General features: G+C 38.9%; 15 protein-coding genes. 2 read left to right on the top strand and 13 right to left on the bottom strand.

Annotated elements, in window-relative coordinates:
• The 13 genes from BP621_RS10240 to BP621_RS10180 form a co-directional block, all read right to left on the bottom strand.
• A partial coding sequence (locus BP621_RS10240) for a glycosidase (RefSeq protein ID WP_292389594.1) occupies positions 1 to 939 on the bottom strand: 939 nt, incomplete at its 3' end.
• Between the two features lie 324 nt (positions 940 to 1,263).
• Positions 1,264 to 2,751 (bottom strand): tetraether lipid synthase Tes, encoded by a 1,488-nt coding sequence (tes, locus tag BP621_RS10235; RefSeq protein ID WP_292389592.1) that lies wholly within the window; start codon positions 2,749 to 2,751, stop codon positions 1,264 to 1,266.
• Between the two features lie 841 nt (positions 2,752 to 3,592).
• Entirely contained in the window at positions 3,593 to 4,609 is a 1,017-nt protein-coding gene (locus BP621_RS10230) for a type II glyceraldehyde-3-phosphate dehydrogenase (protein ID WP_292389589.1), read from the bottom strand.
• A 1,090-nt stretch (positions 4,610 to 5,699) separates the two neighbouring features.
• Positions 5,700 to 6,938, bottom strand: coding sequence for a phosphoglycerate kinase (locus BP621_RS10225; RefSeq protein ID WP_292389588.1), 1,239 nt, complete (start codon positions 6,936 to 6,938; stop codon positions 5,700 to 5,702).
• Between the two features lie 397 nt (positions 6,939 to 7,335).
• Positions 7,336 to 7,662: a DUF2769 domain-containing protein gene (locus BP621_RS10220; RefSeq protein WP_292389586.1), complete on the bottom strand. Its 327-nt coding sequence runs from the start codon at positions 7,660 to 7,662 to the stop codon at positions 7,336 to 7,338.
• 115 nt (positions 7,663 to 7,777) lie between these two features.
• On the bottom strand, positions 7,778 to 7,960 hold the full coding sequence (locus BP621_RS10215; protein WP_292389583.1) for a hypothetical protein: 183 nt from the start codon (positions 7,958 to 7,960) through the stop codon (positions 7,778 to 7,780).
• A gap of 318 nt (positions 7,961 to 8,278) precedes the next feature.
• Positions 8,279 to 9,007 carry a glycoside hydrolase family 15 protein gene (locus BP621_RS10205; RefSeq protein ID WP_292389578.1) on the bottom strand — a complete coding sequence of 243 codons (729 nt, stop codon included), beginning with the start codon at positions 9,005 to 9,007 and terminating at the stop codon, positions 8,279 to 8,281.
• On the bottom strand, positions 9,004 to 9,204 hold the full coding sequence (locus tag BP621_RS10200; RefSeq protein ID WP_292389575.1) for a hypothetical protein: 201 nt from the start codon (positions 9,202 to 9,204) through the stop codon (positions 9,004 to 9,006). The genes BP621_RS10205 and BP621_RS10200 overlap by 4 nt, the downstream gene beginning before the upstream one ends.
• A 73-nt stretch (positions 9,205 to 9,277) precedes the next feature.
• Complete coding sequence (locus tag BP621_RS10195) at positions 9,278 to 10,279, bottom strand: hypothetical protein (protein ID WP_292389573.1); 1,002 nt, start codon at positions 10,277 to 10,279, stop codon at positions 9,278 to 9,280.
• A 188-nt stretch (positions 10,280 to 10,467) separates the two neighbouring features.
• Complete coding sequence (locus tag BP621_RS10190; protein WP_292389571.1) at positions 10,468 to 10,878, bottom strand: hypothetical protein; 411 nt, start codon at positions 10,876 to 10,878, stop codon at positions 10,468 to 10,470.
• A 228-nt stretch (positions 10,879 to 11,106) separates the two neighbouring features.
• Positions 11,107 to 11,658: a manganese efflux pump MntP family protein gene (locus BP621_RS10185; RefSeq protein WP_292389569.1), complete on the bottom strand. Its 552-nt coding sequence runs from the start codon at positions 11,656 to 11,658 to the stop codon at positions 11,107 to 11,109.
• Positions 11,659 to 11,690: 32 nt separating this feature from the next.
• A complete protein-coding gene (locus tag BP621_RS17245) occupies positions 11,691 to 11,903 on the bottom strand; it encodes a DUF1646 family protein (RefSeq protein ID WP_394339302.1) in 213 nt (70 codons plus the stop codon).
• Positions 11,904 to 11,916: 13 nt separating this feature from the next.
• Positions 11,917 to 13,269, bottom strand: coding sequence for a dihydrolipoyl dehydrogenase family protein (locus BP621_RS10180; protein ID WP_292389567.1), 1,353 nt, complete (start codon positions 13,267 to 13,269; stop codon positions 11,917 to 11,919).
• 874 nt (positions 13,270 to 14,143) lie between these two features.
• Between BP621_RS10180 and BP621_RS10175 the strand changes: the two genes are divergently transcribed.
• Complete coding sequence (locus tag BP621_RS10175; protein WP_292389565.1) at positions 14,144 to 15,007, top strand: carotenoid biosynthesis protein; 864 nt, start codon at positions 14,144 to 14,146, stop codon at positions 15,005 to 15,007.
• A 951-nt stretch (positions 15,008 to 15,958) separates the two neighbouring features.
• Positions 15,959 to 17,176 (top strand): TolB family protein (locus BP621_RS10170; protein ID WP_292389562.1); only part of this gene is annotated, 1,218 nt, incomplete at its 3' end.

Raw genomic sequence — 17,176 nt, 5'->3', positions numbered from 1 at the left:
ACACTCACGGATATACTGCATAATATCGCTCATTTTGGCACTGGCCATTGCTACAGACATATCTGCGCTTCCATAATAAATGTGGAGTTCATCGCCCACAAGGATCCATCCACATGGGAAAACAACATCATTTACGTCTCCAGTCCGCTCATACATTTCACGAGGCCCGAAAATCCAGCCTTCTGACCTGTGGAGCACTTTTGTAGGATCTTCAAGGTCAAGAAGAGCAAGTCCGAGCCGATAGCTCCTTTTAGATGTTGTCTGACGTACCCCGTAATACATAATTAACCATCCGTCAGATGTTTTCATTGGCGGAGTGGATAATCCAATCTTACGGGCATCCCACCATCCCCCTTCTCTAGCGTACAGAAGAACTTCATGTTCTCCCCAGTATTTCATATCAGGCGAAAAAGATATCCATATATTTGCCTTTGCACCCACAATATTAGATACTGGCCTGTGTAACATCGCCCATGTGCCATTAAATCTTGCAGGAAAAATAGCAGCATCCTTATTTTCAGGCGGCATGATCGGTCCTATTCGCTCAAAATTATCGAAATCTTCTGTATAGGCAAGCGACGTTAATGGACCAGAATCTGAATAAGCCGTATATGCTATAGCCCATTTTCCCATCTCATCAATATAAGTTATCCGCGGATCTTCAATACCATATATCTCTTCAGAATGGTATGTTGGGTCCGAGGTAAAGGTTGGTTTGGGATCAATTTCCCAATTGTCAATTCCATTCTTACTTCTAGCTACCGTAAGATGAGAAAAACCTCTGTGGTCTTCAACCCTTACCAGTAATACAGTTGTATTGTCAACCATAATCGCTGCAGGGTTAAACACCGAACTGACTTCATACGGCCAGTAATCAACGGTGAGTATCGGATTATTTCTATGTCGGACAAATAATTCCCCACGATATTTCCATGTCATATTATTCCCCATCCTTCTGATTTAGAGCCTATCCTGAAATGCTGTGACGAACTGTAACTTTTACAATTAGCCACATATGCAATCTGGATAATGCCAGATATCTGATGATACTAAGATATTATAGACTTATTGTAAGATTAAAACACGCTCTTACTTACTTTTAGGATAAGTTCTAAGTTTAGAGATAACTTAAAATGAGTAAAAGAAGCAGTTTTTATTCAGCAATTTCAGTAACAATTCTTCTATGTTGGAAGTAACTAAACTTTTTTGGTCTCCCTAAATCTATTTTAACTCTATTATTCTTGTTCAGTTATTTTAAATCTGTTATTCTTGTTCAGGTTTACTCTCTTGTACATAAGGCACAGAGAACTTTGATTCAACGGAGTCTCTATGAAATATGTTATATGTGCAGAAAGGAATTATTCTACCATCTGGTATGGCATAATGTACCCCACACTTTTTGACTCTTTCGAGGTCTATGTTATATAGATCCTGGAAATGCATTGTTCCGATGAATAGTGTGTTTCTATGAAAACGAGATGTATTTTCCATGTCACCTTTTTTAAGAACGCCGAGGATCATCTGGACTACATTTATGGATTTAGGTCCCTTCTTCTCGTCAATGTACCTTGGTACTTGCCTTAAAACCTTTGAAAGGGTCAGAACTCTACTAACTTTTCCATTCATCTCAGGAATTATTTCCGTCAGGAATTCAGTAAAACCTTCCACATCAAGAAAATTTGTAATTGGGATAAAGTGTCCTTCTTCAAAGAAAATGTAGGTTCCAGCACCGCAGTGTGGATGAACTGTCAACTCCGGAATAGGAACTTTTCTCACAGCCGATAGGAAACGGCTTATAGGAACCACAAAAGATACCGGGTACCAGGCGTTACGGGGAATCTCTCCGTTAGTCTGTTCTTCTGCAAGCTTTATGACGTCGGGTATGGTAATTCTCTTCTGTTCTCTCTGAGACTTATCTATTCTTCCTGTAAATGCAATAGGCTGGAAATTTACTCCCTTTACAATGTCAAGATTTTCGGCTGCATAACGGATGATCCCCCCTATTTGGAAGTCATTTACACCTTTTGCAAGAGTTGGGACAAGCACAATACTTTCAGGCCCGCAAATCCTGCAATTTTCAATAGCCTTTTTCTTCAAAGGCAGGGCATTAAAACCCCTGGTTTCGATATAAGGATCTGGAGTGACCCCATCAAAAGCAAGATAAATAGTACGCAATGTAGTATCTTTTAACTTTTTGCAGTATTCAGGGCTATTCGCAAGGCGAATCCCATTACTTGCTACCTGGATTTGCGCAAACCCCAGCTTTTGGGCCATTTCAATTATCTCTGGAAGATCATCTCTTACTGTCGGCTCTCCGCCTGAAAACTGAATAGCTGAGCAAGGAACAGGTTTCTCGTTTCTAAGTGTTTCCATCATCTTCCGGATTTCTTCGAAGCTTGGTTCGAAAACGACGCCCTTTACTCTTGCGTTTGCAAAACAGACAGGGCATCTAAGGTTGCATCTATTAGTGATATCTATGTTTGCAAGCAAAGTCCCTGATTCATGATCTTGACAGATCCCGCAACCAAAAGGGCAATTCAAGAAACTGGAGCTCTGGAAGTTTGAAATTCCTGTTCCTGTATATGAGTACCTTTCGAACTTTCTGTAGAGTTCAGCATCTGACCAATAGACGTCCCTGAAATTCCCATGATCAGGACATTCTTTTCCAATTACTATTTTCCCATTTTCCTCGAAGATCGAAGCTTCAATTATTCTTTTGCATTCTGGGCAAATAGATTTTGTTAATCTCATGCTCCCATCCTAACTTGAGTAACTACTCCTGACAAGTCCGAAATGGCTGGAAATATCTTGTTTTTGCGTAAAACCTGAATACAGTACTTTATCGAATAAACATTAACCAAAATCGAGCTCAAAGCTTTTTAAGACGATATCTCGGACTATAAAAGGAATACAATGTAAATATTTAAATTTGCAAACAATTCCTAAACGCTTTTCAGCCATCATTTTGTAAAATTAACCTTTCCGCTGTTACGTAAAATTATTCCTTTAATCTGCCACCTCAAGAATTGCCTTTTACTCCCGCATTTAATAAATAAAGCTTTAATATTATTTAAATTCATTGAATATAAGTTATAGGTGACGGAAAAAGTAAAAGAGTCATTTCTGGCCTTTAAACGATTTCTTTGAAAGATATCTCGCATTTAGTGCATCGATTCCATATTATCCTCAATAAACCACGGATAAATACAGATGAACACAGATGGTTTCAATTAGCGTTTATTGTGTCCATCTATATTTCCTTCATGGAAAAACCATTGATCAATGCTAATTTAAAATCCAGTTTTATTTCCGTAATTGGAATCGAAGCATTAGCTCTTGATTTTTTAAGTTCACAGAGCTTAGTCAGAATATTAAAGAAAAGAATATGTTTTTTTGGCTTCGTAGAAAACCTCAATAACTAGTCTCCATTTATTTGAACTGAATGATATAAGAAGCTCGTTTTACGTATTTTAATTTCAGCCTCTTGAGGCTGGTTTAGATAGTTTTCTACAAAGCCTATTCCTGATATTCAAACTGGATGCTCAGAGTCCTCAAAAACTTGAGCCTCCATAGAGACTTTGTCCACGCATCCTTATTTATTATATAGTCCAATAGCTTTGTTTGTTTTCTCGATAGATTTTGAGCCGTCACTTTCCAATTCCATCATTGCTCTGATAGCATCCACATTTTCTGGAACTACAATAGATTCTTGATGGACAGCATGGAAGAAGTAAAGCTCTTTCTCAGTCACTGTAATGGATTCAGGCCAGATACAGAGCTCCCACATATCATGTCTGGGGCGTCCAATATCTCTGGCAACTTCAATTATTTCGGCTGTTGACGTAATCCCCTGCGCTACTAAACGGATCCTGGATTGAGAACCAAAGATATTCTTAACGTCTTCTGCAGTGCAATCCTTATTGACTTCCATATTTACAGTGTGCACATGCATAAGAGTCGTTGGGACTTTTATAGCTGCAGTCGTTATATTAATATGCGGAAGCACGCTCCTTACGTCCGGTCCGTGGTGAGACGGAAGTTTAACCGGATTAAGTACGATTGCATCAACAGGTCCCTTTTTAACATCGTTGGGATCGACTGCTCTTCTTGCGAGACTTGCCCTCACCTTATTTACTCCGAGTTCTCTGTCTATAGGTGAAATAGCCCTACAAAGTGCTGTGGTGTTGCAGGAAACAACCCTCACCAAGTCACGACCTACAGCCTGTTCGTAATTACTCTCAGCATTAAAGGAAAAATCCGAAATGGTGTGACTCTCGCCGCCCTGCCAAATTGCCTTTATCCCGATTTTCTCATACATAGGCTTATTTTTTTCCCCAACTCCCCCTGGAGTGCAGTCCACGACCAGGTCAGACTTTTCTAGCATCTCTTCAATGGTTCCGGCTGCCGGCATTCCTTCTTTCTCAAAGGCTTCAATACTCTCAGCAGGAGCGTATATGTCATATCCTAGCTGATGTGCCACTGCAGCCTCATAATTCGGTTTTGTCTTGGATACTCCAATAACTTCCATATCGTCCTGAGCCTCAACGGCGTCTGCAACCCTTTTTCCTATAGTTCCATAACCATTTACCGCAATTTTTGCTTTAGCCATTATTATCCTGCCCCGTTTGTTTAATTTTTTATGTTTGGAATTTCATTCCCCTGAAATTTTGCAAGTTCGATCTATGTAGGATACGTTTTCTCTATATGTTTCCTCTATTTCGTCTGTTTCAACAGCAGTCGCCAGCTTAGATTTTTCCTGGTGTCTTCAAGACCAAAAACTGCCATATATTTGCGACAACTCCCCCATTGAGGTGCTTTAACTCTTGATAATGGTTCTCTACATATACATTCAGCATGAATGACTATGCAGGACAAGCGAGCTACATTATCAAGTTTTATCCATTCAAGTCTTTCTTTTTATCTATTCAAGTCTTATTCAATATGCACAGCTAGTTGCAATATCCAACACTCAGTTGCAATATCCACACCTTATAACGCTTGACTCTCCCCCAAACACATTGAAAAGGTTCTGCCTTGTCATCCCCTGATTTAAACCCCCTTTAAATAAAATTCAATATTTTCAGATCAGGACTTACGTTTCTGAGGAGTAAAATATCGGCAGACCTGTCACAAATACAATAATTTAGACATTTGGCGATTTCATGCTATTGTTTTCAGTTCATTGCGTAAACCCTAAGCTATTTGCATTGGATTTAAAGAATAGAATGTCGTAGAATACAAAGCCTTTTGCATCGGTTAATTGTCTAAAAAGTAGTTATCAAGGACTTCTTTGAGGAAATATGGTTTTGGTTTACACAGTTGAGAAAAGAATGACATAAAATTTCAAACTGCTAAATTGTGCCTACAATTGACAAGTGACGAATATATGAGGAATATATGAAAAATATACATTTGTATTCGGTTAAGGAATATGTTAACGTTAAAATAAATACTGTAATCGTCTATGTATCTCGATTTACATTTATATGTTGTACAGAGATGGCAACAAAAGTAACACATTTCATATAGATCGTATCTTAACCGAATACAAATGAAAAAAATACATGAAAAAGAAAAATTTGATTCAAAATATACCTGAAATAAGTATGAATTTAAATTTAAATATATATAAGGAGATATCTACTGACATTTATGGGTTTTAAAAATTCAAACCATATAAGACAGCTTGTATAGACCTTTTAACCATTATGGGATCTGGATGCATAATTTTTTAGAGCCTTGATTCCTGGCAAGGGCTCACCAGATAGATACGTTATGCTTGCACCTCCACCAAGGCTTATGTGGGAAAACTTTGATTCTAGACCAAGTTGATCAATGGCATCTAAGGTATGTCCTCCTCCTGCAACAGAGTAGTTTGCTTGAGTTGTAGCCTTAAGAAGTTCATCTGTGCCAAGCCTGAACTTATCTAGCTCGAAAATACCAGTTGGACCGTGAAAAACGCATAACTTTGCGTCCTTAAGGTACTTGGAATAATTTTCAATGGTCTTCCGTCCAATATCAGCTATTGGAAGATTTCCTTTTATCTTGTCAACTTTCACTTCCTGGCGTTCTCCACCATTGTTTAGCGCTACATCCTGAGGTACGACTATCTTACCCGAATACTCCTTGAGTAGCTTGGAAGCAATCGGAATCTGGTCCATATATTTCTCATCTTCAATGAATTTCCTGTTGACTTCGCCTACATCGATGCCCTCTGCTATTATAAATACCGTAGCTACTACTCCGGTGGTAAGGATCTTATCAGCACCGCCTCGCTTGAGAATATTAGAAATCGCCTTTATGGAGTCGTTGGCTTTTGCTCCTCCCAACACGAAGATTGCTGGATGCTCATGACACTTCAAGGCTTTATCTAAGCCTGTAATTTCTTTGTCCATGAGGATGCCAGCAACGCTAGGCAAAACCTCTGTAAATCCTACCACAGAACACTGAGATCTGTGAGAAACTGAAAAAGCGTCGTTTATAAAGAAATCAAACAGTGGATACAACTTCTTGACCATCTGGCTTTTAGCCTGTTCCTCAGGAGCACGGTTCATAATCTCTTCGGCATTGAAGCGTGTATTCTCAAGGAGCAGGATCTCTCCCTGGGCAAGGGATTTTATAGCATTCCTTGCGCAGGAGCTGAATAAGTCATCCTCGTAGGTTACTTCTCGACCTAAAAGCTCTGTTACTAACTTTGCATGAGCTTCCAGGGTGGTATAGTCCATATCTCCGGGTCGACCCTGATGAGACATCAGAACTACTTTTGAGTGCTCCAAGGACCGCAACGTAGGCAAATGACTCTTGATTTTTCTATCGTCCAGGATGTTTCCATTATCATCCATGGGTGAATTAAAGTCCACTCTTACAAGTACTGTTTTATCATCCAATACAACGTCACCCATCGTCAGATAATCCTTTTCAGTTGTTTTCTGAGACATACAGTACCCCTTCTTATATAGTGGTATAGATCCTCTTGGCATGAAGCTGACTGTAATTGAAGGTGATGAATTTTCAGGGGAGTTCTCTCTGAAACTGTCAAGATTCTTAATGTTTTTGGATTTGAAATCAAAAAATACATCTGGAACCGGACTTCAGGAACTGAGTTGAACCAGAAGAGAAAGAGAACAGGGACAGCAGTTTCAGGTGAGGATAAAAAGTTTAATTTTCAGTCTTCTCTCCTCAAAGATACAGACAAAACCCTGGCAATTGTCATATCGAAAGAGGTTAACTGCTTAAGATAACATAGATCCTATTAGCTTCTCTCATTTACTCGAATTCATTGTTGCTAATTGCTATGACTTCCAGATATCATCTTTTTATCTTCTGGGCTCAAAATCAAGTTGCTTTACCGTTCTGGCAAAAGTACATGGATGGTACTCCTTCTCCGAGATTATACTCTTTCCAGACTGCACAGGTGTAGCAAATGCATTGTTGGTCAGGATTAAGATCCTTGCAGGTAGCTTTACCTGTCGAACAATATATTCCAGGAACGCTTTGAGGTTCCGGAACGTCTCCTTCCCGTGCACTTTCCAATCCCTTTACTAAATCATCAAGTTTATCCATTGCACATTTGCTGTCAGCTTGGACAGGACACTTTGGACACATACATTTTTTGATACTTCCTAGAGTATACGGAACTTTATCATTTTCACTCGTATTCATTATATCCCCCAAAAATAATATTTATAAAAAACATTCGTTTTATATTTTGGGCTTAGATAATAAAAGGTTTTTCAGTTTTCGAAAAAGCTATAACTTATGCGGTTGGGCTGAAACATCAATAACAAAGCTTACCTGGAATCATAAGAGAACCTGGAACCTTAGGAATTACATAATATGATAGCTCTGGCGAGAACTTATTACTTGAATAGAGTGCACCAGCATAGACCGAGTTCCCCTTCTCTCTGTCGACAACACCTTTCTCTATAATCTCGGGTTTTTGCCTCCTTGCTTCAGACAAACTTTATTCCTTTCTCTGTACACCGCAATGCAATATTTCTCCAAATAACTAAGTGCGTTATCCTAAATTCTATTTAAACCCTTATTTCTACATAACTATCTCTAAAACTTAATGTAAAAATCGTTTTATCTGTTATGCTTTTCTCTCATATGCTTTTCATATTCAGCTCTTGTTGCAAAAGTCATATGACAAACCGAACATTCAAACTTTTGTTCTTTTGATTCCCTTTCCTGCACACTGCTCCCCCCATTTCAGACTTTACTTCTTATAAAGAATATTCGAGAAACCTAAAATAATCTTTACTACAATTACAGACGTTCAACTTTCCTCTTTAACTCTTAACTGTGTTTTCTTTTTCTGATACCGAATGACTGTATCCACAAATTCAGCATGGCTCCAGGTAAGAGGTGCGACAGAGAGTGATTCTCCTGTAAGAGAGTCTACCTGCTCAGGCATAATTCCTGTTTCAAGGGAACTGTCTGCAACCCAGTTGATCAATTCTAGAGCCTTTTCTAAGTCCTTAATCTCTTTTGCTCTTGCAATATACCATTTCGCAAGCAACAGAGTACATATAAGCCACGGATTACTGTTGAGCCTGCCTTCTTGACGATGATATAGATCATTTTCATATCTTCCCAGCCCGCCTTTTCCCGGAACCCAGAGTTTTTCCTCAAGGTTTCTCATTGTCCTCACTACTCTAGGTTCATTTGCTGGGAGTAAATTGAACTCGAAGATTCCATACAAGCTACTGTCTACAGTCCGATCTATATTCTTGTTTTTTATATTGTGATTTGTATAGCTAATACCCCTTAAAAAAACGCCCCTTTCAGAATCATAAAGCTCTCTTAATACTGCCTTTTTCAACTTTGAATAGCGTAGTCTGCATAGATGAGGTAATTTCTCGTCTCCTACCAGACGGCCGAGTTTTTCTCCTGAGAGAAGTTCTCTGTAGACAGCAGATGCGGTGAAAGTAAAAATCCCTCTCCGCTCTTCCCAGAGATCGTAACTCTCAACCGGCACATCATTTGGATACTTATATTCATTCATAAAAAAACAGCATCTTTTACAAGGGGCTCATAGACTTCCTTTACAAACTCAATATCTCCGGTAGCTTCATAATACTTCAACAGGGCGTGGATAACAAGAGCAGTCTCGTCTTCCTGAATAGGAAGCGAAGTTTCTCCATACTCAACCCAGGGATGCCAGCTGCTTCCTAGAGTGCCGTCAGGATTATATTTGTGCAATAAGCAGCCAGCCCACCAGATTACATTTTTACAAAATCTGAAAAAAGGTTTGGTAAGTTAAGGGAAACCTGCATTAATTATGGCAATTGATACAAGTGCTCCATCTCTGAAGTGCTCCATCTCTGGGCCACATATAGCTATAGGTATCGTGATTAAACTGAATATTATCAGAGTCATTTGCCGCTATTATAGCTCCATGTATATCTGCCTGGGTCTTTATCGTAAGGAGAGATCGCTTATACAAATCCACAAGCCGGGGCTCAAGTCCTGATAGATCAATCGTTTGACGACTGACCCACTCTCTTTGATAGTCTTCCGTGTGCTTCAGAAGGCTTTCAGGCCCCTTTTCCATAACAAGGTCATTGAGTTCATAGACATCTTTAAAATTTTTCCCGGCGGTCAGGTAGTAGTAGATAGTTTCTGTGCCGTTACCCTGAAGCTGAAGGCTAACTCCCACAGTTGAATCTATAGATCCGTGAGCTACTGGATTCTTTGAGAGAACTCCGTCTTCGGCATCCACATATGTACCTTTTAACCCCTCGTTCTCAGAATAACCTATGGCATAATCATCAATATCGGAAGCTATCTCGTCTTTTCGATTTGACTTGAGAATGCCAATCAGGAAGTACCTTGCTCGTTTGTAGTGAACAATTACGTTATGGTCCATCTGATATACTGCAGTGTCCCCTATGCCGTCTCCACAAAGGTGAAAGTCTTGATTGAAGAACAGTCCGACTTCTCTCGGCCTGTCCTGCAGGTTTTTAACAGTTATTTTCCGGAGAAAAATATTGTCTTTACAGCAGACACTTTCTTCCAGAAGAAGTTCAACTCCGAGCTCCCTATTAACGGCCCGATTTTCGGAGACAAGAGTATTTTTCTTGTACGCAGGTTTTCTCTCCCAGTTTTCTTCATTGATCCAGGAAAGCCTTCTGTCGGTATAAACTCCGATCCTGTGAGCATGTCCCCTTACATGGTTCTCCATTCCAACATGTGGAAAATAAATATCTCTTACCTGGAACCATTTATCTATATTTATAAGCAAGGAATGATTTCCAAGAACAATATGTCGGGTCATAGCCTTTACCTTCGTCAGGTAGAATCTTTTTACAGTTCATCAGAACCTTTAGGAAAGTGTGGGACTTATGCATTTGAAGGATAAAATCAAGTATGTGAAACTTCCGTAGAATTATTGAGATTTATTCAGTTAAGGATTAGCTGCTATGGATTTAATGCTGCTTTTTAGTCCAAAAGCATAAGTCATTATTAAGTAAATAAGACCATATATGTCCCTAGTATGAAATTTATCAACCATAAAACTAAAAGAATTTGCATGTTCGCTTTAGTTTTCCATCTTCTTTTGATTTTCCAGCCTCGCCTGTTAATCACAACTATAAATCCCAGGATTAAAACCACAATTCCTATTAAAGAATGAATTAAAATTACAGGAGAAATGGCTTTTGAGATTATGGCATCGTATGTAAAATTAATCATATATGGAACAGATAAGACTACTAGCAAATATCCTAATGTGGATATTATATCGTGTCTGTGTAATTTTCCTTTACTTAATTTACCTGTTCTCATTATGACAAAACCTATTATGACAAGGATCAAGGCTATTTTCTGAAAATCAAAAGAAATTGACATAAATTCATCAGTGTTTATACCCGACATTTATGCCTCCCCAAGAATAATATATACAGAATGTTATATTAAATAACCCCAATTTAGAATAGTTTTCGTCGGCTAATATTTATTTGGAAACAGAGTTTCTAATTTGCCTACCATAAACAATAATGTCATCAGAGATCTCGCAGTCATGTCAGGTTTTTCTTTTTGTCATTACGGAACATACCCTGCATTGTAATTTTTGTATTTGTCGGATAGCTCAAAAAGTTAAGGTCAACTGCTCAAGAACAATAAGCTGATCCCAAGCCCGATAAGTATCACACCACCAATAAGTTTGGCTTCGTGCTCGAAAAAGTGACCCATTTTGCGTCCAAGAAATGCTCCAAACAGAGACATAAAAAAGGTTACAAGCCCTATAATAATTGCAGGCTCAAGAATGGATGATTTTAGAAAAGCGAAGCTTATTCCTACAATAAGGGCGTCTATACTTGTTGCAACTGCGAGTGCAAAAAGCACAGAATAACTTAATGATTCTATCTTTCTTTGCTTGCTTCCACGCAGGTTCCTATAAATCATTCTGGCTCCGATAAAAACCAGAAGTCCAGAGGCAATCCATGAAGCATATTCGGAAACGAAGCCGCTCATTGCACTTCCTCCAAACCAGCCCAGTACTACCATTAAAGCTTGAAAGCCCCCGAAAAAAACAGCAAATTTGAGAGCATCACTGATCCTAAAAGGATTTATCGTAGCGCCTCCAGAGATTGAAACTGCAAATGCATCCGTTGCAAGCCCGAACGCTAAGAGAAGATTGGAGATATAAGACATCGAATAATTGCTCCACTTTCATCTAGGGTAAGTTATCCGAATGAACGACGAAATAAACAATTATCGAGGCGAGTCCGGGAGGTACTCCAAGCCTTGCTCGTTCCTCGCTGCTTATATCTAATTTGTCCGCGCAATATGTTATGGATATTTCCAGAGATCAACATTTCATCCGATATTAAAAGCGCCATAAGCAGTTTCTTTATATAGGATTCACTCAGGACAGGACGTAATACAAATGCTGCAATTCTGCTGAAATATTTACAGCATATATCGAATATCTGAAAACGTAGTTGGATAGGTAAAAACCAGTTTTTTTATGTCCGATGCCTTGAGTCCAAGCCTCACTACCGCAGCGAAAATATTGATAGCTTCTCCGGCATCCGGACCCAGAATATAAGCTCCCGTTATACGGTCGTTTGCTTCATCAATAATTACCTTTGAAGCTGCAAATTCCATTCCTGCTTTCCGGGTTGTATACCAGTTGCTTCTGTCCCGGAATATTACCTTATACTTTTTGTTATCTTTAACGGTACTGGTTCCTACTGAAGCCAGGACAGGAATTGTATGAACTGCGTTTGGAATACCTGTATAGTTCACCTCGACACTATTTTCATTAAGGATGTTAGCTGCTGCAACTTCTCCTTGAAGAGCTGCTACAGGAGTAAGTTTCATACCTTCTGATACGCAATCTCCACCTGCATAGACTCGAAGTTTTGAGGTTCTCATGTAATTATCGACTGCAATAGCTCCCTTTTCAATCTTAATCCCGGCTTTCTCAAGATGTAGATCCTCTGTATTCGGGATGCGTCCTGCCCCATGCATTACCATATCCGCGCGGAAATTCTGGGTTTCTGACTCGGTTTCGGACCCAGACCCAGTCCTGACCAGAAAGCCATTTGCGTCCTTTTCTATCGAGGCTACCGGTTTATTTATAAGAATCTTAATTCCTGCGGCTTCGGTTGCTTTTATAAGCAAATTCACCATATCAGCATCAGAGTGCCTCAGGAGCCTTTCACTTCTGTGCAGAATTGTAACCTCTGCCCCAGTCCTCCGTGCAACATGAGCGAATTCCAGGGAGATATGACCGCCTCCGATGAAGATAATTCTTTCAGGAAGCTTTTCAATATTCATGAACTCTTCACTTGTGGTAATATACTCTTCTCCGGGAATGTTGAGTTTTCTCGGCTTTGAACCTGTAGCAAGAAAGATATATTCTCCTTTAAGTTTGTCTTCTCCAACAATTACTGTGTTTGGATTTTCAAAATAAGCTTTCCCGTGGTATGTATCGATTCCAATCTCAATAAAATGGTTCTCAATTCTTCCAGGACATTCTTCCGTAACTGCCCTCTTAAACTCGAGAAGCGAAGGCCAGTCAATTTTTAAAGGATCTTGTATTCCCACACCCTTCCCTATCAGTCGATTAGTCCAGTCAGTGACCTCGGCGAGATATGTAAACATCTTTTTTGTATCACAGCCTCTGGGAGGTGAGATTCCACCATATTTTCCCGAATCAATAATAGCTATCTTTAATCCTGAATGTGCTACTTTATCCGCAAAAATTCTGCCAGCGGTTCCAGTCCCGATAATTATAATATCGTAGTCCTTTTCCATAATACCTCCCTTCTTCTATTCTCTATCTCCTTCTAATCCACATGCTTTCTAAAAAATAGTAAAAACCCATGCCCCTATATAATTTTATATTGAATTTATTATATTAAAAGATGGTTAATTAACGAGCTTATCCTGAAATTCAAAACTTGATTTATGGATCTCGTATCTGGAACAGTAAACTGAGTATCTGATCATGGAAAGTGATCCTGAGAAAATTCTATGATTTAGAAGAAAACAGGTTTTGGAATAAATTCATGATTAAAGCTGGAGCAAGGAGTGAAAATTAAAACTCTTTGCTCGGATTTTTCTTGGAGGAAATAAATTACTTCTACTGCCATTAACACAGAAGTCTCCCTTGGGGAAAAGTAAGGTTGTTTATCTAACTTCAGAACACTACTGGATTGAGCAAATGTCAGTAAATATTTAGAGCTCTTAGGCAATGTGCCTCTTTTTGAAATAGTGTTTTTTGGTCACTAAAAATGAGCCTTAATATTCCTTTTTTCCTCTTAATTCTCTATAATCAGTGCCTAAAATGAAAAGCATTTTAAGCACATTACAATCATTTTTCAACTACCGTAAGAAAACCATGGCTCAGCAATAAAATTTAGCTGTAAGCTTCTCTCAAAGACTGTCATCGTTTCATATGCCAACTCTCTGAAAATTTCTTTAAATATCCGAGAGTTGTCCAGCCAGGTCAATATAGAACTACCCTATTGCGTAAGTAGCAAGATTTAGCTGTTGGATATCGGTTCCTATCTCCATTCAATAATCCGCACTTGCAACCAACTCAAGATGTAATTATTCCATATACGAAGAATTATGTTATCAAACATTTTCGCAAGTTTTTTAAGCCGTTATTTAGTATTTGATGCTCATGCCCTTGCTAAATCTATACTTTCTCGCCTTCGAGATTCTGGTTTTAGTGCTCTTTATGGCCTGTCTGCAAGATGCATGGCAACGAGGCTCTTGGGTAGCCTGGCAACTTCTTGCCGGGGTGCTCTTCGGCTTGCTGCTGGAATGGGCTACAATCCAGCAGCTCGATGCCTACGAATACGGACGCTTTCTGGTAATGCTTGGGCCTGTCCCTGTGGTCGTTGGGGTGGCCTGGGGAGCTATTATCTATAGCGTTCGCTCATTTTCCGATAAAACCAACCTTCCAGAATGGGCACGACCGGTGCTCGATGGGCTGATGGCCCTGAATATCGACCTTTCCATGGATGCAATAGCCATCCGGCTGGGTATGTGGGATTGGGGAAAAGGTTTTGAACATCAGTACTTCGGTGTTCCTTACAACAACTTCTGGGCATGGTTCTGGGTTGTGTTCTCATTTTCAGCAAGCCTTCGATTGTTATCAAAGCTACCTGGTTTCTGGGGGCGCTGGTTCTCCCCTGCAGGAGCTATAATCTGCGGCACAACAGGCGTGCTCATTACCAATGAGCTCATTACCAACATCCCCAATGACCTGATACATTATGCTACTATCATTGCAGTCTTAGGAAGTGCTCTGCTATTGATTTTGGTATTACGCCCGGAAGTCTCGGTCCGGTCCCAGGCTGCATTTGTCTTTCTTGTACCTCTCGGATTTCATGCCTATTTCCTGATAGCAGGATTAGTTTCAAGCGCCATACTGAATCCACCCTTTTTGCTAGTGGTAAGTATAGTTATGAGCATAATAGCACTTGGGCTTCATCGAGATGCTCTAAATTATTGGTATCGATCTAATAGAGAAAGCAAATAATTAGATCATCGACTAACCCCATCTTGCAATCCTTTTATGCCTGTCTTTTAAGGACCAACCCAACGATGGAGCATTACAAACGAACATATCTAACTGGGGGGTGAAAAATCATGTAGTCATGCACGATTTTCTGTTCTTACGTGAAGTCTCCCCCGGGGAAAAGTAAGGTTGTTTATCTAATTTCAGGACAATTACTGGATTGAGCAAGATGTCAGTAGGTATTTAGAGCTTTTGGGCAATATGTCACATTATGTAATTTATGTTATAGAATAATAATATAAGCTTTGAGTATATGCTAAAAAATAGCAGTAGTTCAAAAAAAGCCTACAAATATAACAAGAAAATCAAGGTCTTCTATATTCAGTTCTTGAACATGGTCTATTAAAGAGGTATTCTAGCTCATATATGAACTTAGTATCTCATGTGTTTAAGTTAGGACATCAAGAAGCGGCAAGTTACAAAAACTGAAACTAAACATTCTTTATTTATACAATTCTAAAAAGTCAACTGTTTAAAAGCCTACAATTATATAATCATTTAAATATATAAATATTTTTGCGAAAAAATATATTTTTATCAATTAATGTATAGGTAGTTCTGTTTATAATGTACTCACACTCTCATCATCCAGAAGGATACTGACTATAAAACAAACTTGATCGGTCAAATAAATCCTTAAAATTTTAAAAAATTTTATTTATACCACATAGTTATGGGTGTTTGAATAATTAAATCGTTTATGACGGCGCATGCTTGAGATTGTGAAAGTTTTCTTCTCATCAGTAAATACTTCTAAGCATCTGTAATTGTATAAAGTCGATCTTATATACAGTTGTCTAATAAATTCAACTTTTATAAATATATAAGTCAAAAGAAAAAAGTTAAGTTCTCATTTAATACTTAATTCATGGAGTTAAAGCTCCTGAGCTAAAAAATTAGAGATGGGAAATATTGAATAAAACAAAGACTCTGTGTAAAATAAGTTTTGTCTCAATAGCTCTAATCTTGCTTTTGATATCTACAGCATTAGCAGCTACTGAGAATGCCACCGGGAATGTCACTATCAAAGATAATTACGTTTTGCCTGCAACATTAGCAGCTACTCAGAATGACACCGGAAACGCCACCATAAAAGGCAATGATGTTTCGTCTACAGCGTTGGCAGCTACTGAGAAAGGCGCTTCGCTTCAGACTGCTGAAACCAGAATAACGACAAGTGGACACGCATCCTATCCTGCTATCTATGGTAACAGGATAGTATACGTCGATGATCGCAATGGAAAAACAGATATTCACATGTATGATCTCTCCACTAAAAAAGAAACTCGAATAACCAACAGTGGGAAAGTATGGGGAAGTCCTGATATCTACGGGGATAAGATAGTATGGTCAGATACTCGAAATGGAGATTATGACTATGATATCTACATGTATGATCTCTCTGCCAAAAAGGAAACTCGAATAACTAACAGTGGATCAGCATCTGATCCTGCAATGTATGGGAATAAAATTGTATGGTCAGCCGCTGGGAATGATAATTATCACTATGATATATACATGTATGACCTTTCCACTAAAAAGGAAACTCAAATAACCAACAATGTCTACTACAGCGCATACGCTCCTGATATTTATGGTAACAAAATAATTTATGGTTTAATGGATGAGGAAGGCTACCGTGATATCTACATGTACGACCTTTCTACTAAAGAAGAAACTTCGGTAAGCACCACCGGAACAGCAGATAATCCACATATATACGATAACAAAATAGTCTGGGATGATAGTTTAGCAAGCTTGGAGGATCCTAACACAAGCGATGATGTTTACATGTATGATCTTTCCACTAAAAAAGAAACTCAGATAACCAGCAGTCCAGATAACCAGGGGTATCCCGCTATCTATGGTAACAGGATAGNNGATGGTGGACAGGATGATGGTGATACAAATCATGGAATTTACATGTACGATATTTCCACTAATAAGAAAATGAAAATTAGCGCCAAAGGATCAGCATACAATCCTGCTATTTACGGTAACAATATAGTATGGCAATATGGTTCTTATGGAGACGGCGACATTTACATGGCTACTGTTGGAGTACCACAACCAAAACTACCCGTTGCTGCATTCTCAGCTTCTCCAACGTCAGGGAAAGTTCCACTGAAA

Source organism: Methanosarcina sp. UBA5 (genome assembly GCF_002505485.1).
Taxonomy (GTDB): domain Archaea; phylum Halobacteriota; class Methanosarcinia; order Methanosarcinales; family Methanosarcinaceae; genus Methanosarcina.
Note: the sequence above shows the minus strand (reverse complement) of the source record. Positions and strands in the feature narration are given on the sequence as shown.

Excerpts from the sequence above, each read along its gene's own strand:
- BP621_RS10205 (WP_292389578.1), bottom strand. The coding sequence starts at position 9,007 with ATGAATGAATATAAGTATCCAAATGATGTGCCGGTTGAGAGTTACGAT.
- BP621_RS10185 (WP_292389569.1), bottom strand. The coding sequence starts at position 11,658 with ATGTCTTATATCTCCAATCTTCTCTTAGCGTTCGGGCTTGCAACGGAT.
- BP621_RS10190 (WP_292389571.1), bottom strand. The coding sequence starts at position 10,878 with ATGTCGGGTATAAACACTGATGAATTTATGTCAATTTCTTTTGATTTT.
- BP621_RS10225 (WP_292389588.1), bottom strand. The coding sequence starts at position 6,938 with ATGTCTCAGAAAACAACTGAAAAGGATTATCTGACGATGGGTGACGTT.
- BP621_RS10230 (WP_292389589.1), bottom strand. The coding sequence starts at position 4,609 with ATGGCTAAAGCAAAAATTGCGGTAAATGGTTATGGAACTATAGGAAAA.
- tes (WP_292389592.1), bottom strand. The coding sequence starts at position 2,751 with ATGAGATTAACAAAATCTATTTGCCCAGAATGCAAAAGAATAATTGAA.
- BP621_RS10220 (WP_292389586.1), bottom strand. The coding sequence starts at position 7,662 with ATGAATACGAGTGAAAATGATAAAGTTCCGTATACTCTAGGAAGTATC.
- BP621_RS10195 (WP_292389573.1), bottom strand. The coding sequence starts at position 10,279 with ATGACCCGACATATTGTTCTTGGAAATCATTCCTTGCTTATAAATATA.
- BP621_RS10175 (WP_292389565.1), top strand. The coding sequence starts at position 14,144 with ATGCCCTTGCTAAATCTATACTTTCTCGCCTTCGAGATTCTGGTTTTA.
- BP621_RS10180 (WP_292389567.1), bottom strand. The coding sequence starts at position 13,269 with ATGGAAAAGGACTACGATATTATAATTATCGGGACTGGAACCGCTGGC.